This is a genomic window from Enterobacter cloacae complex sp. 2024EL-00711 (genome assembly GCF_047529885.1).
GTDB lineage: Bacteria > Pseudomonadota > Gammaproteobacteria > Enterobacterales > Enterobacteriaceae > Enterobacter > Enterobacter ludwigii.
On sequence record NZ_JBLIZC010000013.1, the window covers coordinates 1 to 19,817 of the forward strand.

A 19,817-nucleotide genomic window follows, 5' to 3' on the forward strand; every position below is an offset into this window, starting at 1 on the left:
GGGGTGTGCATATTACGCTTTCCCGCTTCAGAGTCAAGCATTTATTTTCGCTTATCTCTGCTGACCCGGCGGCGTGTATGCCGTTGTTCCGTGTCAGTGGAGGCGCATTATAGGGAGTTATTCTGAAGTGACAAGCACAAAATACAAAAAACTTTTCGTTCGCTCACTTTTCAAACTTCACGCCTATTTAAGCCGCGAATCGCCTGATAAATGTGCGATCTCCCGCGCAAAACTGGCGACCTGCGACCAGTCGGTATACACCACCTCTTTGCGCGTATCGGTTTCGCCACCGGTCATCTTCATAATGAGGCGAATCATAAAGCGGTCATACCAGCGATAGCGCGGATAACGCAGCGCGCCGGCAAAGACGGCGCTGATGTCCGGCTGCCACGGAGAGCTCAACAGAAACTTGCGCGTATAGCTGTTGGTCTGCGGCGTACGTTTCTCAGGTTTACGCGCCACCAGATTGACCGAGTAAAAAGCCCCGGGCAGTTTATTGAGCACTGCCGTATGCTTTTTCACAAAACGATCCAGCGCCGGATGGAAATGCCCGTAACGAATAGACGCGCCAATAACCACACGGTCGTAATCCTGCCAGGCTATCTGCTCCGTGCGGTTCAGGTTCACCACATCAGAGTAAATCCCCAGCTCTTTTAATTCTGAAGCCAGATATGAGGCAATCTCACGCGTTTGCCCATCCCGCGTAGAGAAAAGAATAAGTGTTTTCACCGACGACTCCTTACTCGCGCCAGAATGTTGGGGTGAACAGCACCAGCAGCGTAAAGACCTCCAGACGACCAAACAGCATGTTGGCGATGAGGATCCATTTCGCGACCGGGTTCATACTGGCAAAGTTATCCGCCACAACCCCCAGGCCAGGCCCGAGGTTATTCAACGTTGCTACGACGGAAGCAAAGGCAGAGAAATCATCCACCCCCGTCGCGATAATCGCCAGCATACTGACGATGAAGACCAGCGCATAGGCCGAGAAGAACCCCCACACCGCTTCAAGAATACGTTCCGGCAGGGCACGGTTACCCAGTTTGATGCTGTAAACCGCGTTCGGGTGGACCAGACGTTTAAGTTCACGGTTCCCCTGCTTAAACAACAGCAGAATACGGATCACCTTCAGGCCACCGCCCGTCGACCCCGCACAACCCCCGATGAACGCAGAACACAGCAGCAGTACCGGCAGGAACAGCGGCCAGCGCGCAATACTGTCCGTTGTAAAACCGGCGGTGGTTGCCATCGACACCACCTGGAAGAACGCCTGATTTAACGTGGTCAACGCGGAGTTATAGACATCGTGGAACCACAACACCACGGTACAGATGATGACCAGCGTAAGCTGGACACCAATGAACATACGAAACTCCGGGTCACGCCAGTACACCTTCAGGCTACGCCCGCTGAGTAAAGAGAAGTGCAGACCGTAGTTACAGCCGGAAATCAGCAGGAAGATGGCAATGATCGTGTTAATGGTGGGGCTGTCGAAGTAACCCACGCTGGCATCGTGGGTCGAGAACCCGCCGATGGCGATCGTCGCAAAGCTGTGCCCGATAGCGTCGAATGCAGGCATCCCGGCAAACCATAACGCTAACGCACAGGCAATCGTCAGCAAGACATAGATAAGCCACAGGGTTTTCGCCGTCTCGGCTATGCGCGGGCGCATCTTGTTATCTTTCAGTGGACCCGGCATTTCCGCACGGTAGAGCTGCATCCCCCCGACGCCGAGAATAGGCAGGATGGCCACGGCCAGGACGATGATCCCCATCCCCCCGAACCATTGCAGCATCTGGCGATAAAAGAGAATGGCGTGCGGCAAGGAATCCAGTCCGACCAGCGTGGTCGCCCCGGTCGTCGTTAAACCCGAGAACGATTCAAAAAACGCATCCGTGACGGTCAGATTAGGCTGCTCAGAGAAGATAAAGGGTAGCGCACCCACGCTTCCCAGCACTGTCCAGAACAGAACAACAATCAGAAACCCTTCGCGAGATTTCAGCTCACCCTTTTGACGACGGTTTGGCCACCACAGCAGAGAGCCAATCGCCAGCGCGACAAAGAAGGTCTGGGTAAATGCCCGCCCCGCGCCGTCCCGGTAGATAAGCGCTACCAGTCCTGGGAGAATCATCGTCCCGGAAAAAAGTATGACCAGCAGTCCAACGATTCGGGTAATGGCACGAAAATGCATCTCTGCCGCTTCCTTTGGTATTCAAAAAAGTGAGGTGGGGATTATTCTTCAATCGGCAGCAATTGCAACGAACCGCGACTAAAATCCGCCAGCTTTGCTGAAAAAGCAGCCAGTTCCGCCTGCGGAAGCGCCACGCGCAGTTGCACCATTGCCTGATAGTCACTGTGCGCGATGACGCCGTTAAACTGCTTTAGCAATGCCTCAATGCCGGATAACTGGCCGTAATCGCACAATAAAGTATATTCGGTGAGCGGCGTTTTGCGGGTGGTAATCAGCATATTCAGTGCCTGCTGAACCCCACCGCCATACGCTTTAACCAGTCCACCCGTGCCTAATAAAATACCGCCATAGTAGCGAACGACCACGGCGGTGATTTCACCCACGCCGCTGCCCATCAACTGGGAGAGCATGGGTTTACCGGCTGTGCCTGCCGGTTCACCGTCATCGGAAAACCCCAGCTGTTGTGAATCGTTCGGCGGCCCTGCCACCCACGCCACGCAATGGTGACGTGCGTCAGGGTGCTGCGCGCGAACGGACTCAACAAACGCTTTTGCCGCCTCAACGCCGTCGGTATGTGCCAGCAGCGTAATGAATCGACTCTTCTTAATTTCCTCAACAAAGGTGACCGGTTCAGCCGGTATCAGCCAGCTATCCATCAGGCCAGCTTCAGGTCTCGCGTCATATTCTCAATACCGTTTTCGTGGATCACCACGTTGTCTTCGATACGAATACCGCCAAACGGTTTCAGCGCTTCAATTTTGTCCCAGTTGAAGTGCTTGCTGAACGGGCCTTCACGCCATGGCGCTAACAGCGATTCGATAAAGTAGATACCCGGCTCGATGGTCAGCACCATACGCGGCTCAAGAATACGCGTGCAGCGCAGGTAAGGATATTTAGACGGCGCGGCCAGGTGCGTACCGGTATCGTCCTGCATAAAACCGGCAACATCATGAACCTGCAGACCCAGCGGGTGACCAATACCGTGCGGCATGAACGGCCCGGTCAGATCGTTTTCCACCATCGCCTCTTCGCTCATGTCTTTCACGATCTGGTGCTTACGCAGCAGTTTAGCGATGCGCTGATGGAACTGGATGTGGTAATCCACATAGCTGGTTCCCGCTTTCATGGTGCCAATAAGCGCCAGTTGCTCATCGTTAACGTCTTTAATCAGCTGTGCAAAATCGGTATCCGCATTTGCCGCCCAGGTGCGGGTCAGGTCGGCCGCATAGCCGTTGTACTCTGCCCCGGCGTCCAACAGGAAGCTGCGCATCTCGGATGGCACCTGGTGATCGAGCCTGGTGTAGTGCAGAACGGACGCATGCTCATTCAGCGCGACGATGTTGCTGTAAGGGACATCAGTGTCACGGTGGCCGGTGGCGGTCAGATACGCCTGGTTAATATCGAACTCGCTCATGCCAGACTGGAACGCTTCATGCGCAGCACGGTGACCGTTTACCGCCGTTTTTTGCGCTTCACGCATGCAGTAAAGTTCGTAGTCGGTCTTATAAGCGCGATAGTAGTGCAGATAATCCAGAACCCCTTTCGGATTGAGTTTATCCGCCGGAATATCCAGACCGAGCGCACGCTCAGGAACCGGGCCAATATAAGCAATGTTGCCGCGCCCGGCTGGCAGGAGGCTGCCAATGCCATCGGCTTTTGGTAAAGCGATAACGTCCACTTCTTCCGTCCAGAAGCTGGTCGGCAGCGGCTCAACGTTGTGCCAGTAATCGACAGGCAAATAGAACCACAGTTTCGGCTTGTTCACCCCGTCCACCAGCAACCAGCAATTTGGGACCTGCGTGACCGGCACCCAGGCTTTGAACTGCGGGTTGACCTTAAACGGATACGCATGGTCATCCAGGAAGGTGTTAATCAGCTCTCCGGAGTGGATTAACAGCGCATCCAGCTTAAAGCGCGCCAGTACATCACGGGTACGTTCCTGTAGGGTAACGATATGATTTTTATAAAGCGAAGCCAGTGAGTCCATCTTTCTTCCTTTCATTTTTCTGAGCTCAAGTCATCGCATCTTAGCACACCTGACTCCGACTGCGTGATTTCCACCGACCGTGATCAATGCAGCAATTTCTTAATGAGAAATTTGCATTTTATTAACATAAATCCCACACTCCGTCTCATCTGGTATGACCAGATCCACTTGCTGGATTCAGGAGACTGACATGCTCTACAAAGGCGACACCCTGTACCTCAACTGGCTGGAAGATGGCATTGCCGAACTGGTGTTCGATGCCCCCGGCTCAGTCAACAAGCTTGATACCGCGACGGTGGCCAGTCTTGGCCAGGCGCTGGATGTGCTTGAAAAACAATCTGAATTAAAAGGACTGCTGCTGCGCTCAAACAAAGCGGCTTTTATTGTCGGTGCAGATATCACCGAATTCCTTTCACTGTTCCAGGTCCCGGAAGAACAGCTGAGCCAGTGGCTGCACTTTGCCAACAGCGTCTTTAATCGTCTGGAAGATCTGCCTGTTCCGACAGTCTCCGCCGTTAACGGCTACGCGCTGGGCGGCGGCTGCGAGTGCGTGCTGGCAACCGACTATCGTCTGGCCACGCCAGACCTGCGCATCGGCCTGCCGGAAACAAAACTGGGCATCATGCCAGGCTTTGGCGGTTCCGTACGTATGCCACGCATGTTGGGTGCCGATAGCGCCCTGGAGATCATCGCCGCCGGTAAAGATGTCGGGGCGGAACAGGCGCAGAAAATAGGCCTGGTGGACGGTGTGGTTAAACCAGAAAAACTGATTGAAGGCTCCCTCGCCATTCTCCATCAGGCCATTAATGGCGACCTCGACTGGAAAGCCAAACGTCAGCCGAAGCTGGAACCGTTGAAACTCAGCAAAATTGAAGCCGCCATGAGCTTCACCATCGCCAAAGGGATGGTGATGCAGACGGCAGGCAAACACTACCCCGCGCCCATTACCGCCGTTAAAACGATTGAAGCCGCGGCCCGCTTTGGCCGTGATGAAGCGCTGAAACTGGAAAACCAAAGCTTTGTTCCGCTGGCGCACACTAATGAAGCTCGCGCACTGGTGGGCATCTTCCTGAACGATCAATTCGTGAAAGGTAAGGCGAAACAGCTGACCAAAAATGTTGAGACGCCAAAACAGGCGGCGGTACTCGGTGCAGGCATTATGGGCGGCGGTATCGCTTATCAGTCGGCCTGGAAAGGCGTGCCTGTGGTGATGAAAGACATCAGCGAGAAATCCCTGACGCTGGGCATGACCGAAGCGGCCAAGCTGCTGAATAAACAGCTGGAACGCGGCAAAATTGACGGTCTGAAACTCTCAGGGGTGATCTCGACAATCCACCCGACCCTGGACTATAGCGGTTTCGACCGTGTGGATGTGGTCGTTGAAGCGGTCGTTGAGAACCCGAAAGTCAAAAAAGCGGTGTTGGCGGAAACCGAAGAGAAGGTTCGTCCTGATACCGTACTGGCCTCAAACACCTCCACCATCCCGATTAGCGAACTGGCAGGCGTTCTGAAGCGCCCGGAAAACTTCTGCGGTATGCACTTCTTTAACCCGGTGCACCGTATGCCGCTTGTCGAAGTGATCCGTGGGGAAAAAACTTCTGACGAAACGATCGCCAAAGTCGTGGCATGGGCCAGCAAAATGGGCAAAACCCCAATCGTGGTCAACGACTGTCCGGGCTTCTTCGTCAACCGCGTGCTGTTCCCGTACTTCGCCGGTTTCAGCCAACTCCTGCGCGACGGTGCGGATTTCCGCAAAGTCGACAAAGTGATGGAAAAACAGTTCGGCTGGCCGATGGGTCCGGCGTATCTGCTGGATGTGGTCGGCATTGACACCGCACACCACGCCCAGGCGGTGATGGCGGCAGGCTTCCCGCAACGCATGCAGAAAGATTACCGCGACGCGATTGACGCCCTGTTTGACGCCAGCCGCTTTGGTCAGAAAAACGGCCTGGGCTTCTGGCGCTATAAAGAAGACAGCAAAGGCAAGCCGAAGAAAGAAGAAGACGCGGCGGTGGATGGCCTGCTGGCCGACGTCAGCCAGCCGAAACGTGACTTCACCGACGATGAAATCATCGCCCGAATGATGATTCCAATGATCAACGAAGTGGTGCGTTGCCTGGAAGAAGGCATTATCGCCAGCCCGGCAGAAGCGGATATGGCACTGGTGTACGGCCTCGGCTTCCCTCCGTTCCACGGCGGCGCGTTCCGCTGGCTGGATACGCTCGGCAGCGCCCGTTATCTCGATATGGCTCAGCAGTACCAGCACCTCGGCCCGCTGTATGACGTGCCGGAAGGTCTGCGTAACAAAGCGCGCCATAACGAACCCTATTACCCAGCAGTTGAGCCAGCCCGTCCGGTTGGCGAGCTGAAAACGGCTTAAGGAGTCACAATGGAAAAGGTTGTCATTGTTGATGCGATTCGCACCCCGATGGGCCGTTCAAAAGGCGGTGCATTCCGTAATGTGCGCGCGGAAGACCTCTCCGCGCACCTGATGCGTAGCCTGCTGGCGCGTAACCCGGCACTGGATCCCGCTGCGCTCGACGATATTTACTGGGGCTGTGTACAGCAAACCCTCGAACAGGGCTTTAACATCGCCCGTAACGCTTCGCTGCTGGCGGAGATCCCGCATTCAGTTCCGGCGGTGACCGTTAACCGTCTGTGTGGTTCGTCAATGCAGGCGCTGCACGACGCGGCACGCATGATCATGACCGGTGATGCACAGGCCTGTCTGGTCGGCGGCGTGGAGCACATGGGCCACGTGCCGATGAGCCACGGGGTTGATTTCCACCCGGGTATGAGCCGTAACGTGGCGAAAGCGGCGGGAATGATGGGCCTGACCGCTGAGATGCTTTCCCGCCTCCACGGCATCAGCCGCGAAATGCAGGATACCTTTGCTGCGCGCTCCCACGCACGCGCCTGGGCCGCAACGCAGTCCGGCGCGTTTAAGCATGAGATCATCCCAACCGGTGGTCACGATGCTGACGGCGTTTTGAAGCAGTTCAACTACGATGAAGTGATTCGCCCGGAAACCACTGTAGAAACCCTTTCTACGCTGCGCCCGGCGTTTGACCCGGTCACCGGTACGGTAACGGCAGGCACCTCGTCTGCCCTATCTGACGGGGCCGCCGCGATGCTGGTGATGAGTGAAAGCCGTGCCCGCGAATTAGGCCTGACGCCTCGCGCCCGGGTGCGTTCGATGGCGGTGGTGGGTTGCGATCCGTCCATTATGGGTTACGGTCCGGTGCCGGCCTCGAAGCTGGCGCTGAAAAAAGCAGGCTTAACCACCAGTGATATCGATCTGTTTGAGATGAACGAAGCCTTTGCCGCGCAGATCCTGCCGTGCATCAAAGATCTGGGTCTGATGGATCAGATAGACGACAAGATTAACCTCAATGGCGGCGCGATCGCTCTCGGTCACCCGCTGGGTTGTTCCGGTGCACGCATCAGCACCACGCTGATTAACCTGATGGAACGCAAAGACGCTCAGTTTGGTCTGGCGACGATGTGTATCGGGCTGGGTCAGGGTATCGCGACGGTATTTGAGCGAGTGTAACTCTTCGAGGGGTTCTTACAGCCAGTGTCGCCAGAACACGGCGGCACGCGAGCGGAGCCCGATGCGCTTACGGAAGTAAGTGATTCGGATGAGCACGCGCAGCCAACGCAGTTATGGCGCCAGTGGCGAAGAGATAAAGTTTAGTTGCCGTTCTTCCCGCCTGTCAGGGGCGGGTTTTTTATTTAAATGAACGCGAACGCATCGCCGAAGAGACGGTCTTCACGCGCGTCACGTTCGTTGCAGAACAGGTCACGGGCAATTTTCGCCATCTCAAAACGGCCAGCAATATAGATATCATGTCCCGCCAGCGTGCCGTGATCCTGCAGCACCGCCGTCAGCACCGTACCGCTGCGCCCACGCCAGCCCTCTTCAGGCTGCTCCACCACCGGCTCAATGCGCAGGTGTGGATGATTGACGCTTAATGCTTCCAGTTCAGACAGGTCGTAGAGATGTTTCTCTTCGCGGCCGCCCCAGTAGATGGTGATATCGCGATCCGGGTTACGCGCCAGGGCCGTCAGCAGGATAGAGCGCACGTAAGAGAAACCCGTTCCTCCCGCAATCAGGATCAGCGGACGGTCTTCATCTTCACGCAGCCAGGCATCACCGTGAGGAATATCCACCACGATTTCACGTTCTTTCAGAATGCGGTCCATGACGGCCATCGCATACAGGTTAAGCTCAGACGCACCAATATGAAGCTCAATAAATTCCTGCTCTGCTGGCGTAGAAGCCATAGAGAAGGGACGCTTATCACGCTCATCCATCACGACCATCAAGTACTGACCGGCGCGGAAAGAGAATGCCGCTTCAGGTACTAAACGGACGCGATATACGGTGTCGGTGATAGCATCTACCGAGGTCACTTTACAGCTTAAGGTTGTCATTCGCTCTCTCTGTCGTGAAGTCTATAGGGCTTAACGGCCTGTTTCAGGTTTACCGTTATTCATTATGGCCAGTTCATCCCAGATCGCGTCAATACGCGCGGTCACGGCAGGATCTTTTTTGATCGGTCGACCCCATTCACGCTCGGTTTCGCCGGGCCATTTGTTTGTGGCATCCAGTCCCATTTTTGAGCCAAGGCCGGAGACCGGCGAGGCAAAATCCAGATAATCTATCGGCGTGTTTTCGACTAACACCGTATCGCGCGCCGGATCCATTCGCGTAGTAATGGCCCAGATAACGTCATTCCAGTCGCGGGCGTTAACATCATCATCGCAGACAATAACAAATTTGGTATACATAAACTGGCGCAGGAAAGACCATACGCCCATCATCACGCGTTTAGCGTGACCAGGATATTGCTTCTTCATCGTCACCACTGCAAGGCGATACGAACACCCTTCCGGCGGCAGGTAAAAATCAACAATTTCCGGGAACTGCTTTTGCAGGATCGGCACAAACACTTCGTTCAGCGCCACTCCCAGTACCGCCGGTTCATCCGGTGGACGTCCGGTATAGGTGGAGTGGTAAATCGCATCTTCACGCTGGGTGATGTGCGTGACGGTAAACACCGGGAAGTTATCAACTTCGTTGTAATAGCCGGTGTGGTCACCGTATGGCCCTTCCGGCGCCATTTCGCCCTGCTCAAGGTAACCTTCCAGAACGATCTCCGCGCTGGCAGGAACTTCAAGGTCATTAGAAATACACTTCACGACTTCGGTTTTGGTTCCGCGCAGCAGGCCTGCAAAGGCATATTCGGACAGCGTATCCGGCACTGGCGTTACCGCCCCCAGAATCGTGGCCGGATCGGCGCCTAACGCAACGGAAACCGGGAAACGCTCACCCGGGTGTTCAGCACACCACTCCTGGAAATCCAGGGCTCCGCCACGATGTGACAACCAGCGCATGATGAGCTTATTCTTGCCAATCAGCTGCTGGCGGTAAATACCCAGATTTTGTCGCTCTTTGTGCGGGCCACGCGTGACGGTGAGCCCCCAGGTGATAAGCGGCGCAGCATCTTCAGGCCAGCATTGCATAACAGGAATTTTTGTCAGATCCACCGCATCGCCTTCCAGCACTTTCTGCTGACACGGTGCGCCGCGCAGACGTTTGGTTGGCATGTTAAGCACCTGCTTAAACTGCGGCAGTTTATCGAACAGATCGCGGAAACCTTTCGGTGGCTCTGGCTCTTTCAGAAACGCCAGCAGTTTACCCACTTCGCGCAGCGCCGTGACGTCCTCCTGTCCCATCCCCAACGCCACACGGCGCGGTGTGCCAAACAGGTTGCACAGCACCGGCATCGAATACCCTTTTGGGTTTTCAAACAGTAAAGCGGGGCCACCGGCACGCAGGGTGCGGTCAGCAATTTCTGTCATTTCCAGATAAGGATCAACAGGAAGTGTAATGCGTTTGAGTTCGCCCTGCTTTTCCAGCAGCGTCAGGAAGTCGCGGAGATCGTGGTATTTCATGCAGTTAGTCATGGCCTCTCTGTAAGCGCTTCATTATACGGCGTAAGCCTGCTTGATGCTGTAATTTTGTTAAATTAGCGTGAACTTATGCATTCTGTTCCCTTTTCCCCCATTATAATCAACTTAGCGATCCCGCCAGGGTTTTGATATGCTTGCGCCCCGAACTAAGGGAAAGAGTGATTATGCAGGCCTGGTATTTACTGTATTGCAAACGCGGGCAACTTCAGCGCGCGCAGGAACATCTTGAACGTCAGTCTGTGAATTGCCTGACACCCGTGATCACGCTTGAAAAAATGCAGCGCGGGAAGCGCACGACCGTCAGTGAGCCATTATTCCCGAACTATCTGTTCGTTGAGTTCGACCCGGAAGTGATTCACACCACGACCATCAGCGCCACACGCGGTGTCAGCCACTTTGTGCGTTTTGGCGCTCACCCGGCCACGGTCCCGTCAACGGTGATTCATCAGCTTTCGGTGTACCAGCAACCTGAAGGCATCACCGATCCGGAAACCCCCTACGCAGGCGACAGCGTCGTCATCACTGAAGGGGCTTTCGAGGGCTTACAGGCGATTTTCGCCGAGCCTGACGGTGAAGCACGCTCCATGCTGTTGCTCAACCTGCTGAATAAGCAGGTATTGCAGAGCGTGAAAAACACCGACTTCCGCAAAGTTTAAACATCTATCCCGAACAGGCGACGCACGTTGTCATCCGTCTGTGCGCAAAGCCAGTGCGGGTCTTCTCCGCGCCAGCGCGCTACGCTCTCAAGAATATGCCCCAGATAGGCCGGTTCGTTACGTCGAGAAGCCGGTTTGGGTTGCATATCTCGCGGCAGCAGATAAGGTGCGTCGGTTTCAACAAGCAAGCGGTCCGCCGGGATCACCGGCAACAGCTCGCGAAGCTCAAGCCCGCGACGTTCATCGCAAACCCAGCCGGTAATGCCCAGATATAACCCGCGTTCCAGACACTCCAGCGCCTCCTGCCGTGAACCGGTAAAGCAGTGCAGTACCGCACCGGGCAGTTTATCGAGCCAGGGTTCCAGTAAGGCGAGGAAGCGCTCATGCGCGTCACGGCAGTGCATAAACACAGGCATTCCAAGCTCCGCCGCCAGGGCGAGCTGGGCGGTGAAGGCGTTTTCCTGTTCGGCTGGTGTGGAAAAGTTACGGTTGAAATCGAGACCACATTCGCCAATGGCCACGACTTCAGGGGTTTTCGCCAGCCTGTGTATGATTTCAGCGCTCTGCGGCGTCCACTGGCTGCTGTCATGAGGATGCACGCCAGCGGTTGACCAGCAGCGATCATAGCGTTGAGCAAGCTGTTGCGCCTGCTCGCTTTCATGCAGGTTGGTTCCCGTCAGGAGCAGTCCTTTCACCCCGGCGGCAAAAGCACGCGCGACGACTTCATCGCAGTCTTTCGCAAACTGCGAGCTGGTCAGGTTGAGTCCGATATCAAACATGCGATTCCCCATAGCACAACCGCCCTGACGGGCGGCTGGTTTTACTCTTCAGTGGTCTTTTCCGACGTATCGTCTTCGTCATCCGACCGACGCCCTTTTCCCACGTAGAAACGCGAGAAGAATACGCCGACTTCAAACAGACAATACATCGGTATTGCCAGCAGTGTTTGTGAGAAGACGTCAGGTGGTGTGAGCAGCATGCCAACCACAAACGCGCCGACCAGGATATACGGGCGCTTCTTACGCAGGTCATCAGGGGTCGTCACTCCTACCCAGCAAAGCAGCACAATGGCTACCGGCACTTCGAATGCCACACCGAACGCCATAAACAGCGCCATCACAAAGCTGAGGTAGCTGGCGATATCCGTCGACACCTGAACCCCTTCCGGCGCGGTATGCGTCAGGAAGCCAAAGGCCAGCGGGAAGACAACAAAGTAGGCGAACGCCATGCCGATATAGAACAGCAGCGAGCTGGATACCAGCAGCGGGATCACCAGCTTGCGTTCATGCTTGTACAGCGCTGGCGCCACAAACGCCCACACCTGATAAAGAATGACCGGCGCAGAGGCAATCAGCGATACCCAGAAGGTGAGCTTAATAGGGGTAAAGAACGGTGATGCAACGTCGGTTGCGATCATCGTTGCCCCCAGCGGCATCTGCTTGATCAGCGGCGCAGAGACAACCTGGTAGATATCATTGGCGAAATAGACCAGGCATAAGAAAATGAGGAAAACCGCGATAATGCAGTTTAACAGGCGCTTACGCAGCTCTATGAGGTGCGTAATCAGCGGTTGGGTATCATCTACTGCCATGTTTACGCTTTATCACTCGACGAGGGGGATGATTCGGAAACAGGCGCGGCGGGCTTAACGTCAGCCGCTTTTACCACCGGTGCTTCCGGCTGCGCCTGTTTTTTCGGTTCAGATTCCTGCGGCGTTTGTTCAGGCGCGGTAGCCTGATGCTCCGCGCTGGCAGGCGTAACGCCCTCGCGCTGCGCTTCGCTGTCCTTCACCACCGGGTTGTGGATGGTGTTGGCTTCATCGCTCGCCTTTTCAGGATCGTTGACGCTGTAGGAGCGCTTCATGGATTCTGCCGCTTCACGCAGTTCATCCATTGAGGCTTTCAGTTCAGGCGTCAGGTTATCCATGCTCGCCTTTTCCACCTTTTTCAGGCTTTCCTGAAACTCCTGCAGCTTAAGTTCCTGCGCCAGCTCATTTTGTACGGTCGAAGCCAGCGATCTCAGCGCGCGTACCCAGCCCACAACGGTTTTCACCGCCACCGGCAGACGCTGGGGTCCTAACACTATCAGGCCAATCACAAAGACCAGCAGCAGCTCACTAAAACCAATGTCGAACACGAATTACACCTGCTCTTTATCGTGGCGTTTAGCGTCTTCTTTTTTCGCCTCTTCCTGCTTGTCGGAGATGGATTTAGCAGTAAAGTCAGCATCCTGGCTGGTTTTATCCTGCTTGCTCTCATCATCGCTCATCGCTTTCTTGAAGCCTTTGATAGACGCGCCCAGATCGGAGCCGATAGAACCGAGCTTTTTCGTGCCAAACAGCAGCACGACGATGACGGCAATGATCAACAATTGCCAGATACTGATACCACCCATACATGTACCTCAGGGATAGATGATTAATGAGTCAGGTCGCATTATACGTAGGCGACCCGTCGATAGCGATGCAAAATCAGCGCGTTTTTCTCCAGCCGGCGAGCCAGACCACAACACCGCCAGCCATCAGCCAGGCGGGCATCATCTGCCAGTCAGGGCGAGTAATCAGCAACAGCGTACCACTCAGCAGCAGCGTTGCTCCAATGCCAAAGAGATAGCGCGACTGCCCCTGTCGAACACGGCTGGACTGAAGCTCGCGGGCGATTTTATCCATGCTGTGCTGAAGGTTCTTGCTCTGACGCAAACTGTCGTAAATCAGTTCCGGAATATCAGGCATTTTTTCTATCCAGAACGGGCCTTTCTCTTTAATAGAGCGCACCAGCGCCGGAATGCCCACCTGATCCTTAATCCAGGATTCAAGGAAAGGTTTCGCAGTCTTCCATAAGTCTAACTGAGGATAGAGCTGTCGACCTACACCTTCAACGTAAAGTAATGTTTTCTGAAGTAAAACTAACTGTGGCTGCACTTCCATGTTGAAGCGGCGTGCCGTGTTAAACAGGTTCAGCAATACGTGTCCGAAGGAAATTTCTGCCAGCGGCTTTTCAAAAATCGGCTCGCAGACGGTACGGATAGCAAACTCAAACTCTTCGACGTTGGTGTCCGGCGGAACCCAGCCAGAATCAACGTGCAGCTCGGCCACCTTGCGGTAATCACGGTTAAAGAAGGCGATGAAGTTCTCAGCGAGATAGCGCTTATCTTCTTTGTTCAGCGAGCCCACAATACCGCAGTCAATACCGATATATTTCGGGTCTTCCGGGTGCTCATAACTGACGAAGATATTCCCCGGGTGCATGTCCGCGTGGAAAAAGCTGTCGCGGAATACCTGGGTAAAGAAGACCTGTACGCCACGCTCGGCCAGCAGCTTCATGTTGGTTCCCTGCTTTTCCAGGGCTGCCACATCCGAGACCGGAATACCGTAAATCCGCTCCATTACCATCATGTTCTGGCTGCAGTAGTCCGAATACACTTCCGGCACATAGAGCATCGGGCTGTTTTCAAAGTTCCGGCGCAGCTGGATAGCATTTGCCGATTCGCGCAGCAGGTTTAATTCATCAATCAGCGTTTTTTCATACTCCCGCACAACTTCCATTGGGCGCAGACGGCGTCCGTCGGGGAGCAGGCGCGGAACCCAGCGTGCAAGCCGATAGATAAGCTTCATGTCCGCTCGGATTACAGGCAGGATGTCCGGGCGGATCACTTTGATAACCACCTCTTTGCCGTTCTCTTTCAGACGGGCTGTATGCACCTGGGCGATAGAGGCTGAAGCAAGAGGTTCTATTTCGAAATCGTCAAACCAGGTCTCGACAGGAATATTGCCCATCGCCTCTTCGATCTGTTTTTTCGCTCTCACACCGTCAAACGGTGCAACGCGGTCCTGCAGCAGTGCCAGTTCATCGGCAATCTGCGGCGGGAAAAGATCGCGGCGAGTCGAGAGCATTTGCCCGAACTTAATCCATACCGGGCCCAGCTCCTGGAGCGCCAGGCGAAGACGTTCACCCAGCGGCTGATCTTTATGACGATTAGGCATCCAGAACAACATCCGCCGCCAGATGCGAAGCAGCAGCGTGATACGCATTTTGGGGATAAGCTCGTCGAGCCCGTAACTCAAAAAGGTGTGGACGATAAAATAGAGGCGCCGAATTTCACCAGGCGTCATTTGCCCTCCAGTTTTTCCAGCCGTTTGGTTAAGGCATCCACCGCGCGTTCAACCGCTGCGGTCTCTTCCGCAAACCATGCAACTTCAAGCGCGCCAGGGGCCATACGCCACTCTTCAGTCAGTACTTCCGCCGCATAGCGTTGCTGCCGTTGCAGACTCTTGCGAAGGAAAGCCGTACCGCCATGAATGGCTTTACCGATCCCTTCGGCAGCAATGTCGCCAATGAAAGGCGCAAGCAGCTCTGCCGGGTCAAACTCGGCCAGATCGCTGAGCGCAACGAAATTCTGTACGACCTGAATGTCGCCTTCCACTTCCAGCTCACCGCTGCGGATAAGCGCCGTAAGCTGCTGACGGTCACGTAATTTTGGCAGCACACTCATGTGCGTAATCACGGAGCAGTCGGCTTCACCTTCCCACTCACCCAGAACGTCAAGCTGGCGTTCACTGAAAACCAGCACAAGCGGCGTCGAGAACTCTTTCAGAACAACACGCAGCACCTTGCCGTTAAGCCGCTGACGTGCGGCTTTTAGCGCCGGTGCGCGGTAAAGAAAGGCATTCAGGACATTCTCGATACCTGCGGTGACTAAGGGTTTAAAGGGCACGGGAAACCTCCACTCAGAACTTATAACCGCGATGCAGCGCGACGACACCTGCCGTCATGTTGAAATACTCAACGTTCTCGAATTCCGCATCCTGCATCATGGCCTTTAAAGTGTCCTGATCCGGGTGCATACGGATAGATTCCGCCAGGTACCGATAGCTTTCCGCGTCGTTTGCCACCAGCTCACCAATGCGCGGTAGCACATGGAATGAGTATGCGTCGTAAGCTTTGCTTAACGGCTCAAGAATCGGTTTGGAGAATTCGAGCACCAGCAGGCGTCCACCCGGCTTTAGCACGCGGTACATGGAGCGCAGCGCTTTTTCTTTATCGGTGACGTTACGCAGGCCGAAGGAGATAGTGATGCAGTCAAAGGTATTATCCGGGAAAGGCAGCGCTTCGGCGTTCGCCTGCACATACTCGACATTACCTACCACGCCGATATTACGCAGCTTCTCACGTCCCATTTTGAGCATTGAGTCGTTAATATCTGCCAGAACAACGCGACCGGTTTCGCCCACCAGACGGGAGAATTTTGCTGTCAAATCGCCTGTACCGCCGGCTAAATCCAGTACCGTTTGTCCACGACGCACACCGCTACAGTCGATGGTGAAGCGCTTCCACAAGCGATGAATGCCGAACGACATCAAGTCATTCATCACATCGTACTTCGCCGCCACGGAATGAAATACGTGGGCCACCATATCAGCTTTCTGCGCTTTGGCGACAGTCTGAAAGCCAAAGTGCGTCGTGTCTTGTGAATCGTCAACCATCTCAGAGCCTGCTTATCAGTAAAATGTTCGTGAAGTGTAACAGATTGGGCGCGTTTGCCCTACGTTTCAACCTTCGCGAAAGAAACGTGCCGGACGCTCGTCTGACGTTAAATCTGTCGCTAACGTATTGTCTTCACTGTTTGTCTTTTGTTCGCCAGCGCCTTCGCGCAGGCGAAACTCTTCATCCTGGGCGGTGGCCTGCTCAACTAATTCCGGATTAATCTCGCGCTTCACCTCCACACCCAGGGAACGAAACGCTTCGGCCTGCGCCAGTAAGTTGCCACGCCCGGAAGAGAGTTTTTTCATCGCCTGGCGATAGTTATCCTGGGCGCGGTCAAGGCTTTGCCCGACCGAGGACATATCATCCACAAAAAGGCGCATTTTGTCGTAAAGCTTGCTGGCGCGATCGGCAATCTGCTGCGCATTACGGCTCTGATGTTCATAGCGCCACAGGTTGGCAATAGTGCGCAATGCCACCAGCAGCGTGGTGGGGCTCACCAGCATAATGTTATTTTTTAGGGCTTCGGTAATCAGTTCAGGCTGTCTGTCGAGCGCCAGCAAGAACGCGGGTTCAACCGGAATAAACATCAGGACGTAATCCAGCGAGCGCAGGCCGGGTAACTGCTGGTAGTCTTTTCTGCCCAGCAGACGAATGTGGTTACGCACGGAGGCGATGTGCTCCTGCAGCGCCGACTCGCGGGTGTAGTCATCTTCCGCATTGAAATAGCGCTCATAAGCCACCAGCGTCATTTTGGCGTCTATCACCACATCTTTGCCCTGCGGGAGCCGCACAATCACATCAGGCTGCATACGCGAGCGGGCATCGTTCTCGATACTCACCTGCGTTTCGTATTCATACCCTTCCCGCAGGCCAGAGGCCTCCAGCACGCGGGTCAGCACCACTTCCCCCCAGTTGCCCTGGGTTTTGTTATCGCCCTTCAGCGCACGGGTCAGGTTGACCGCTTCCTGCGCCATTTGCGCATTCAGCTGCTGAAGATTGCGAATTTCATGCGCCAGCGTGTGCCGCTCGCGAGCCTCCTGCCCAAAGCTGTCCTGTACCTGACGACGAAAGCCGTCCAGCTGTTCACGCAGGGGCGTTAGCAGGCTATTCAGGCTTTGGCGGTTTTGTTCGTCTACGCGGCGGTTGCTGTGTTCAAAAATGCGGTTCGCGAGGTTCTCGAACTGCTCGCTGAGGCGTTGCTCGCTGTTCATCATCTGGCGGATTTTATCTTCCGCATGCAGCTGGGTGGATTCGAGGCGGGTAGTCACTTCGCGGAGATCGGCCTCCAGCGAGGTGTTGATATCGCGAAGATTGCGCAGCTCGTTGTTGAGCAGTTCGCATTCGTCACGCCAGTGTTCGCTCAGCGCAACCTGCTGTTTTGCCGCGCTTAAATCGGCGACTATCTCTTCGCGCTCGGCCAGCTGATCGGCCTTTTGTTGCGCGTGCTGGTAGCTGGAAATCAGCCAGCCTGCCCCCACGCCCACCAGCGCAATCACTGCATAAATCAGGATTGAGATATCCACAATGCCCCCTGCATCAACGTATTACCTGCACAAAATAGAATTGTGCTGTATAAACGTCCAGTTTGAAAGGGTTTTCCTGCGAGGCGCTACGCAAAAAAAAGGCCGAACGGGTCGGCCTTTTTTCGTATAAGAAGGGATTAGATCAGGCGACGCGCTGCTTCAACCACGATTTTCACCGCATGACTTTCGGTCTGCTTCATGGTTTCCGCGTTCGGGATCTCCTGCTGGGTACGGTTGACGATAACGCCCGCCACCATACCGGCACGCAGACCCTGGCTTGCGCACATGGTCAGCAAGGTTGCAGATTCCATTTCGTAGTTCATTACGCCCATAGACTGCCACTCTTCCATAGAACCTTTGAAACGGCTTACCACGCGGCCGGAGAAGGTGTCATAACGCTCCTGGCCTGGGTAGAAGGTATCAGATGAGGCGGTCACGCCTACATGGGTGGTTGCGCCAACGGATTTCGCGGCTTCAACCAGTGCGGTGGTGCATTCGAAATCCGCCACCGCCGGGAATTCCATAGGGGCAAAGTGCAGACTCGCGCCGTCCAGACGCACGGAAGCGGTTGTCACCAGCACGTCGCCAACGTTGATATGCGGCTGAATGGCACCGGTAGTCCCGATACGCAGGAAAGTACGAATGCCCAGCTGCGCCAGCTCTTCAACAGCAATTGAGGTGGACGGGCCACCGATACCGGTAGAACAGACGATCACCGCTTTGCCATCCAGCTCAGCGCGCCAGGTGGTGAATTCACGATGGGCAGCAAGCTTAACCGGCTTATCCATCAGCGCGGCGATCTTTTCCACACGCTCAGGATCGCCCGGGACGATAGCCAGCGTAGCCCCTTGTAAATCGTTTTTAGTGAGGCCGAGATGAAAAACATCAGACTTAGACATAGGTGACTCCTCTGTGGGTCGGTTAGTCAGAAGAAGTAAAAAGGTACTTTACAGAAGCAGTAAGCAGAATTACGTGACACATCTCACCATGAATGAAAATGATTGCAGTAAATTTCCATGAAATAGTGATTCACATCACATTAACAAGTTATATCGTCAGGTGCTGCACAAAAGATAGACCGTTTAAGGCACTGTGAATTGTTAACCTGGTGACTATATTTACCTTTGCGCTAACTCATTGGTACGGAGAATGCCATGACTGAAAAAACCGGTTTTGCACCTGCAGCGGCCCCTCATGCATCAACCATCGTCTCAACACCTGAAGAGGCCATTACGGCAGGTGAGACCTCCATCCCCTCGCAGGGGGAGAATATGCCTGCTTACCACGCGCGGCCAAAATCGGCCGACGGCCCGCTGCCCATCGTGATTGTGGTTCAGGAAATTTTCGGCGTTCACGAACATATTCGCGACCTTTGCCGCCGTCTGGCGCTGGAAGGTTATCTGGCCGTTGCGCCAGAGCTCTATTTCCGTCAGGGCGATCCGAACGACTACAGCGATATACCGACGCTGTTCAGCAACCTGGTCAGCAAAGTGCCGGATGCACAGGTACTGGCCGATCTGGACCACGTGGCCAGTTGGGCTGCGCGCAATGGCGGCGACGCACATCGTCTGATGGTGACGGGTTTCTGCTGGGGAGGACGTATCAGCTGGCTGTATGCCGCACATAATCCGCAGCTTAAAGCCGCCGTTGCCTGGTACGGCAAACTGGTGGGGGAGAAAACGCTGAACTCGCCGAAGCATCCCGTTGATATCGCCACCGAGTTAAATGCCCCAGTTTTAGGGCTGTATGGCGGCCAGGACACCGGGATCCCGCTTGATACGGTAGAGACCATGCGCCATGCGCTCCGTGCAGCCAATGCAAAAGCTGAAATCATTGTTTATCCGGATGCCGGCCACGCCTTTAATGCCGACTATCGTCCGAGCTATCACGCGGAATCGGCTAAAGATGGCTGGCAGCGGATGCTGGCATGGTTCAGCCAGTACGGCGGGAAAAAAGCGTAAAACAAAAGCCCGGTCGCGGCTACGCCTTGCCGGGCTT

At 55.0% G+C, this 19,817-nt stretch carries 19 protein-coding genes; 4 read left to right on the forward strand and 15 right to left on the reverse strand.

The features are described 5' to 3' along the window. Nucleotides 1–183: 183 nt before the first annotated feature. Genes hemG through pepQ form a run of 4 tightly spaced genes read right to left on the reverse strand, consistent with a single transcriptional unit; the run spans nucleotide 184 to nucleotide 4,178 of the window. The gene (hemG, locus tag ACMVME_RS21855; RefSeq protein WP_020882866.1) at nucleotides 184–729 is read right to left on the reverse strand and encodes a menaquinone-dependent protoporphyrinogen IX dehydrogenase; all 546 of its coding nucleotides are present in this window, start codon (nucleotides 727–729) and stop codon (nucleotides 184–186) included. A 10-nt stretch (nucleotides 730–739) separates the two neighbouring features. Continuing rightward, the gene (trkH, locus tag ACMVME_RS21860) at nucleotides 740–2,191 is read right to left on the reverse strand and encodes a Trk system potassium transporter TrkH (RefSeq protein WP_014172101.1); all 1,452 of its coding nucleotides are present in this window, start codon (nucleotides 2,189–2,191) and stop codon (nucleotides 740–742) included. A 41-nt stretch (nucleotides 2,192–2,232) separates the two neighbouring features. Further along, entirely contained in the window at nucleotides 2,233–2,847 is a 615-nt protein-coding gene (locus ACMVME_RS21865) for an IMPACT family protein (RefSeq protein WP_020882868.1), read from the reverse strand. Then, the gene (gene pepQ / locus ACMVME_RS21870) at nucleotides 2,847–4,178 is read right to left on the reverse strand and encodes a Xaa-Pro dipeptidase (RefSeq protein ID WP_020882869.1); all 1,332 of its coding nucleotides are present in this window, start codon (nucleotides 4,176–4,178) and stop codon (nucleotides 2,847–2,849) included. Before pepQ ends, ACMVME_RS21865 begins: the two co-directional genes overlap by 1 nt. A 190-nt stretch (nucleotides 4,179–4,368) precedes the next feature. Here pepQ and fadB point away from each other — a divergent pair, with 190 nt between their 5' ends. Both fadB and fadA read left to right on the forward strand, forming a co-directional pair. Beyond that, on the forward strand, nucleotides 4,369–6,558 hold the full coding sequence (gene fadB, locus ACMVME_RS21875) for a fatty acid oxidation complex subunit alpha FadB (protein WP_032680099.1): 2,190 nt from the start codon (nucleotides 4,369–4,371) through the stop codon (nucleotides 6,556–6,558). Between the two features lie 9 nt (nucleotides 6,559–6,567). Continuing rightward, nucleotides 6,568–7,731, forward strand: a complete 1,164-nt coding sequence (gene fadA / locus ACMVME_RS21880; RefSeq protein ID WP_044866329.1) for an acetyl-CoA C-acyltransferase FadA — start codon at nucleotides 6,568–6,570, stop codon at nucleotides 7,729–7,731. A gap of 182 nt (nucleotides 7,732–7,913) precedes the next feature. Here fadA and fre read toward each other — a convergent pair whose 3' ends face one another. Continuing rightward, nucleotides 7,914–8,615: an NAD(P)H-flavin reductase gene (gene fre, locus ACMVME_RS21885; protein WP_014172106.1), complete on the reverse strand. Its 702-nt coding sequence runs from the start codon at nucleotides 8,613–8,615 to the stop codon at nucleotides 7,914–7,916. Between the two features lie 30 nt (nucleotides 8,616–8,645). After that, complete coding sequence (gene ubiD / locus ACMVME_RS21890) at nucleotides 8,646–10,151, reverse strand: 4-hydroxy-3-polyprenylbenzoate decarboxylase (protein WP_014172107.1); 1,506 nt, start codon at nucleotides 10,149–10,151, stop codon at nucleotides 8,646–8,648. A gap of 170 nt (nucleotides 10,152–10,321) precedes the next feature. Between ubiD and rfaH the strand changes: the two genes are divergently transcribed. Continuing rightward, nucleotides 10,322–10,813: a transcription/translation regulatory transformer protein RfaH gene (rfaH, locus tag ACMVME_RS21895; protein WP_020882871.1), complete on the forward strand. Its 492-nt coding sequence runs from the start codon at nucleotides 10,322–10,324 to the stop codon at nucleotides 10,811–10,813. Here the strand turns inward: rfaH and tatD are convergent. The 9 genes from tatD to udp all read right to left on the reverse strand — a co-directional run bounded on the left by tatD (nucleotide 10,810) and on the right by udp (nucleotide 18,718). After that, nucleotides 10,810–11,592, reverse strand: coding sequence for a 3'-5' ssDNA/RNA exonuclease TatD (tatD, locus tag ACMVME_RS21900; protein WP_068795463.1), 783 nt, complete (start codon nucleotides 11,590–11,592; stop codon nucleotides 10,810–10,812). The genes rfaH and tatD overlap by 4 nt on opposite strands. A gap of 41 nt (nucleotides 11,593–11,633) precedes the next feature. Then, on the reverse strand, nucleotides 11,634–12,404 hold the full coding sequence (tatC, locus tag ACMVME_RS21905) for a Sec-independent protein translocase subunit TatC (RefSeq protein ID WP_014172110.1): 771 nt from the start codon (nucleotides 12,402–12,404) through the stop codon (nucleotides 11,634–11,636). 2 nt (nucleotides 12,405–12,406) lie between these two features. Beyond that, entirely contained in the window at nucleotides 12,407–12,949 is a 543-nt protein-coding gene (gene tatB / locus ACMVME_RS21910; protein WP_020882873.1) for a Sec-independent protein translocase protein TatB, read from the reverse strand. Between the two features lie 3 nt (nucleotides 12,950–12,952). Beyond that, nucleotides 12,953–13,207 carry a Sec-independent protein translocase subunit TatA gene (gene tatA / locus ACMVME_RS21915; RefSeq protein WP_020882874.1) on the reverse strand — a complete coding sequence of 85 codons (255 nt, stop codon included), beginning with the start codon at nucleotides 13,205–13,207 and terminating at the stop codon, nucleotides 12,953–12,955. Between the two features lie 76 nt (nucleotides 13,208–13,283). After that, nucleotides 13,284–14,924, reverse strand: coding sequence for a ubiquinone biosynthesis regulatory protein kinase UbiB (gene ubiB / locus ACMVME_RS21920; RefSeq protein ID WP_014172113.1), 1,641 nt, complete (start codon nucleotides 14,922–14,924; stop codon nucleotides 13,284–13,286). Beyond that, on the reverse strand, nucleotides 14,921–15,526 hold the full coding sequence (gene ubiJ / locus ACMVME_RS21925; RefSeq protein ID WP_032680095.1) for a ubiquinone biosynthesis protein UbiJ: 606 nt from the start codon (nucleotides 15,524–15,526) through the stop codon (nucleotides 14,921–14,923). The genes ubiB and ubiJ overlap by 4 nt, the downstream gene beginning before the upstream one ends. A gap of 13 nt (nucleotides 15,527–15,539) precedes the next feature. Further along, nucleotides 15,540–16,295: a bifunctional demethylmenaquinone methyltransferase/2-methoxy-6-polyprenyl-1,4-benzoquinol methylase UbiE gene (gene ubiE, locus ACMVME_RS21930; RefSeq protein WP_014172115.1), complete on the reverse strand. Its 756-nt coding sequence runs from the start codon at nucleotides 16,293–16,295 to the stop codon at nucleotides 15,540–15,542. A 66-nt stretch (nucleotides 16,296–16,361) separates the two neighbouring features. After that, nucleotides 16,362–17,819, reverse strand: a complete 1,458-nt coding sequence (gene rmuC, locus ACMVME_RS21935; protein ID WP_014172116.1) for a DNA recombination protein RmuC — start codon at nucleotides 17,817–17,819, stop codon at nucleotides 16,362–16,364. Nucleotides 17,820–17,956: 137 nt separating this feature from the next. Continuing rightward, nucleotides 17,957–18,718: a uridine phosphorylase gene (gene udp / locus ACMVME_RS21940; RefSeq protein ID WP_003860792.1), complete on the reverse strand. Its 762-nt coding sequence runs from the start codon at nucleotides 18,716–18,718 to the stop codon at nucleotides 17,957–17,959. A 255-nt stretch (nucleotides 18,719–18,973) separates the two neighbouring features. Here udp and ACMVME_RS21945 point away from each other — a divergent pair, with 255 nt between their 5' ends. Beyond that, the gene (locus ACMVME_RS21945; protein WP_014172118.1) at nucleotides 18,974–19,780 is read left to right on the forward strand and encodes a dienelactone hydrolase family protein; all 807 of its coding nucleotides are present in this window, start codon (nucleotides 18,974–18,976) and stop codon (nucleotides 19,778–19,780) included. Nucleotides 19,781–19,817 lie beyond the last annotated feature (37 nt).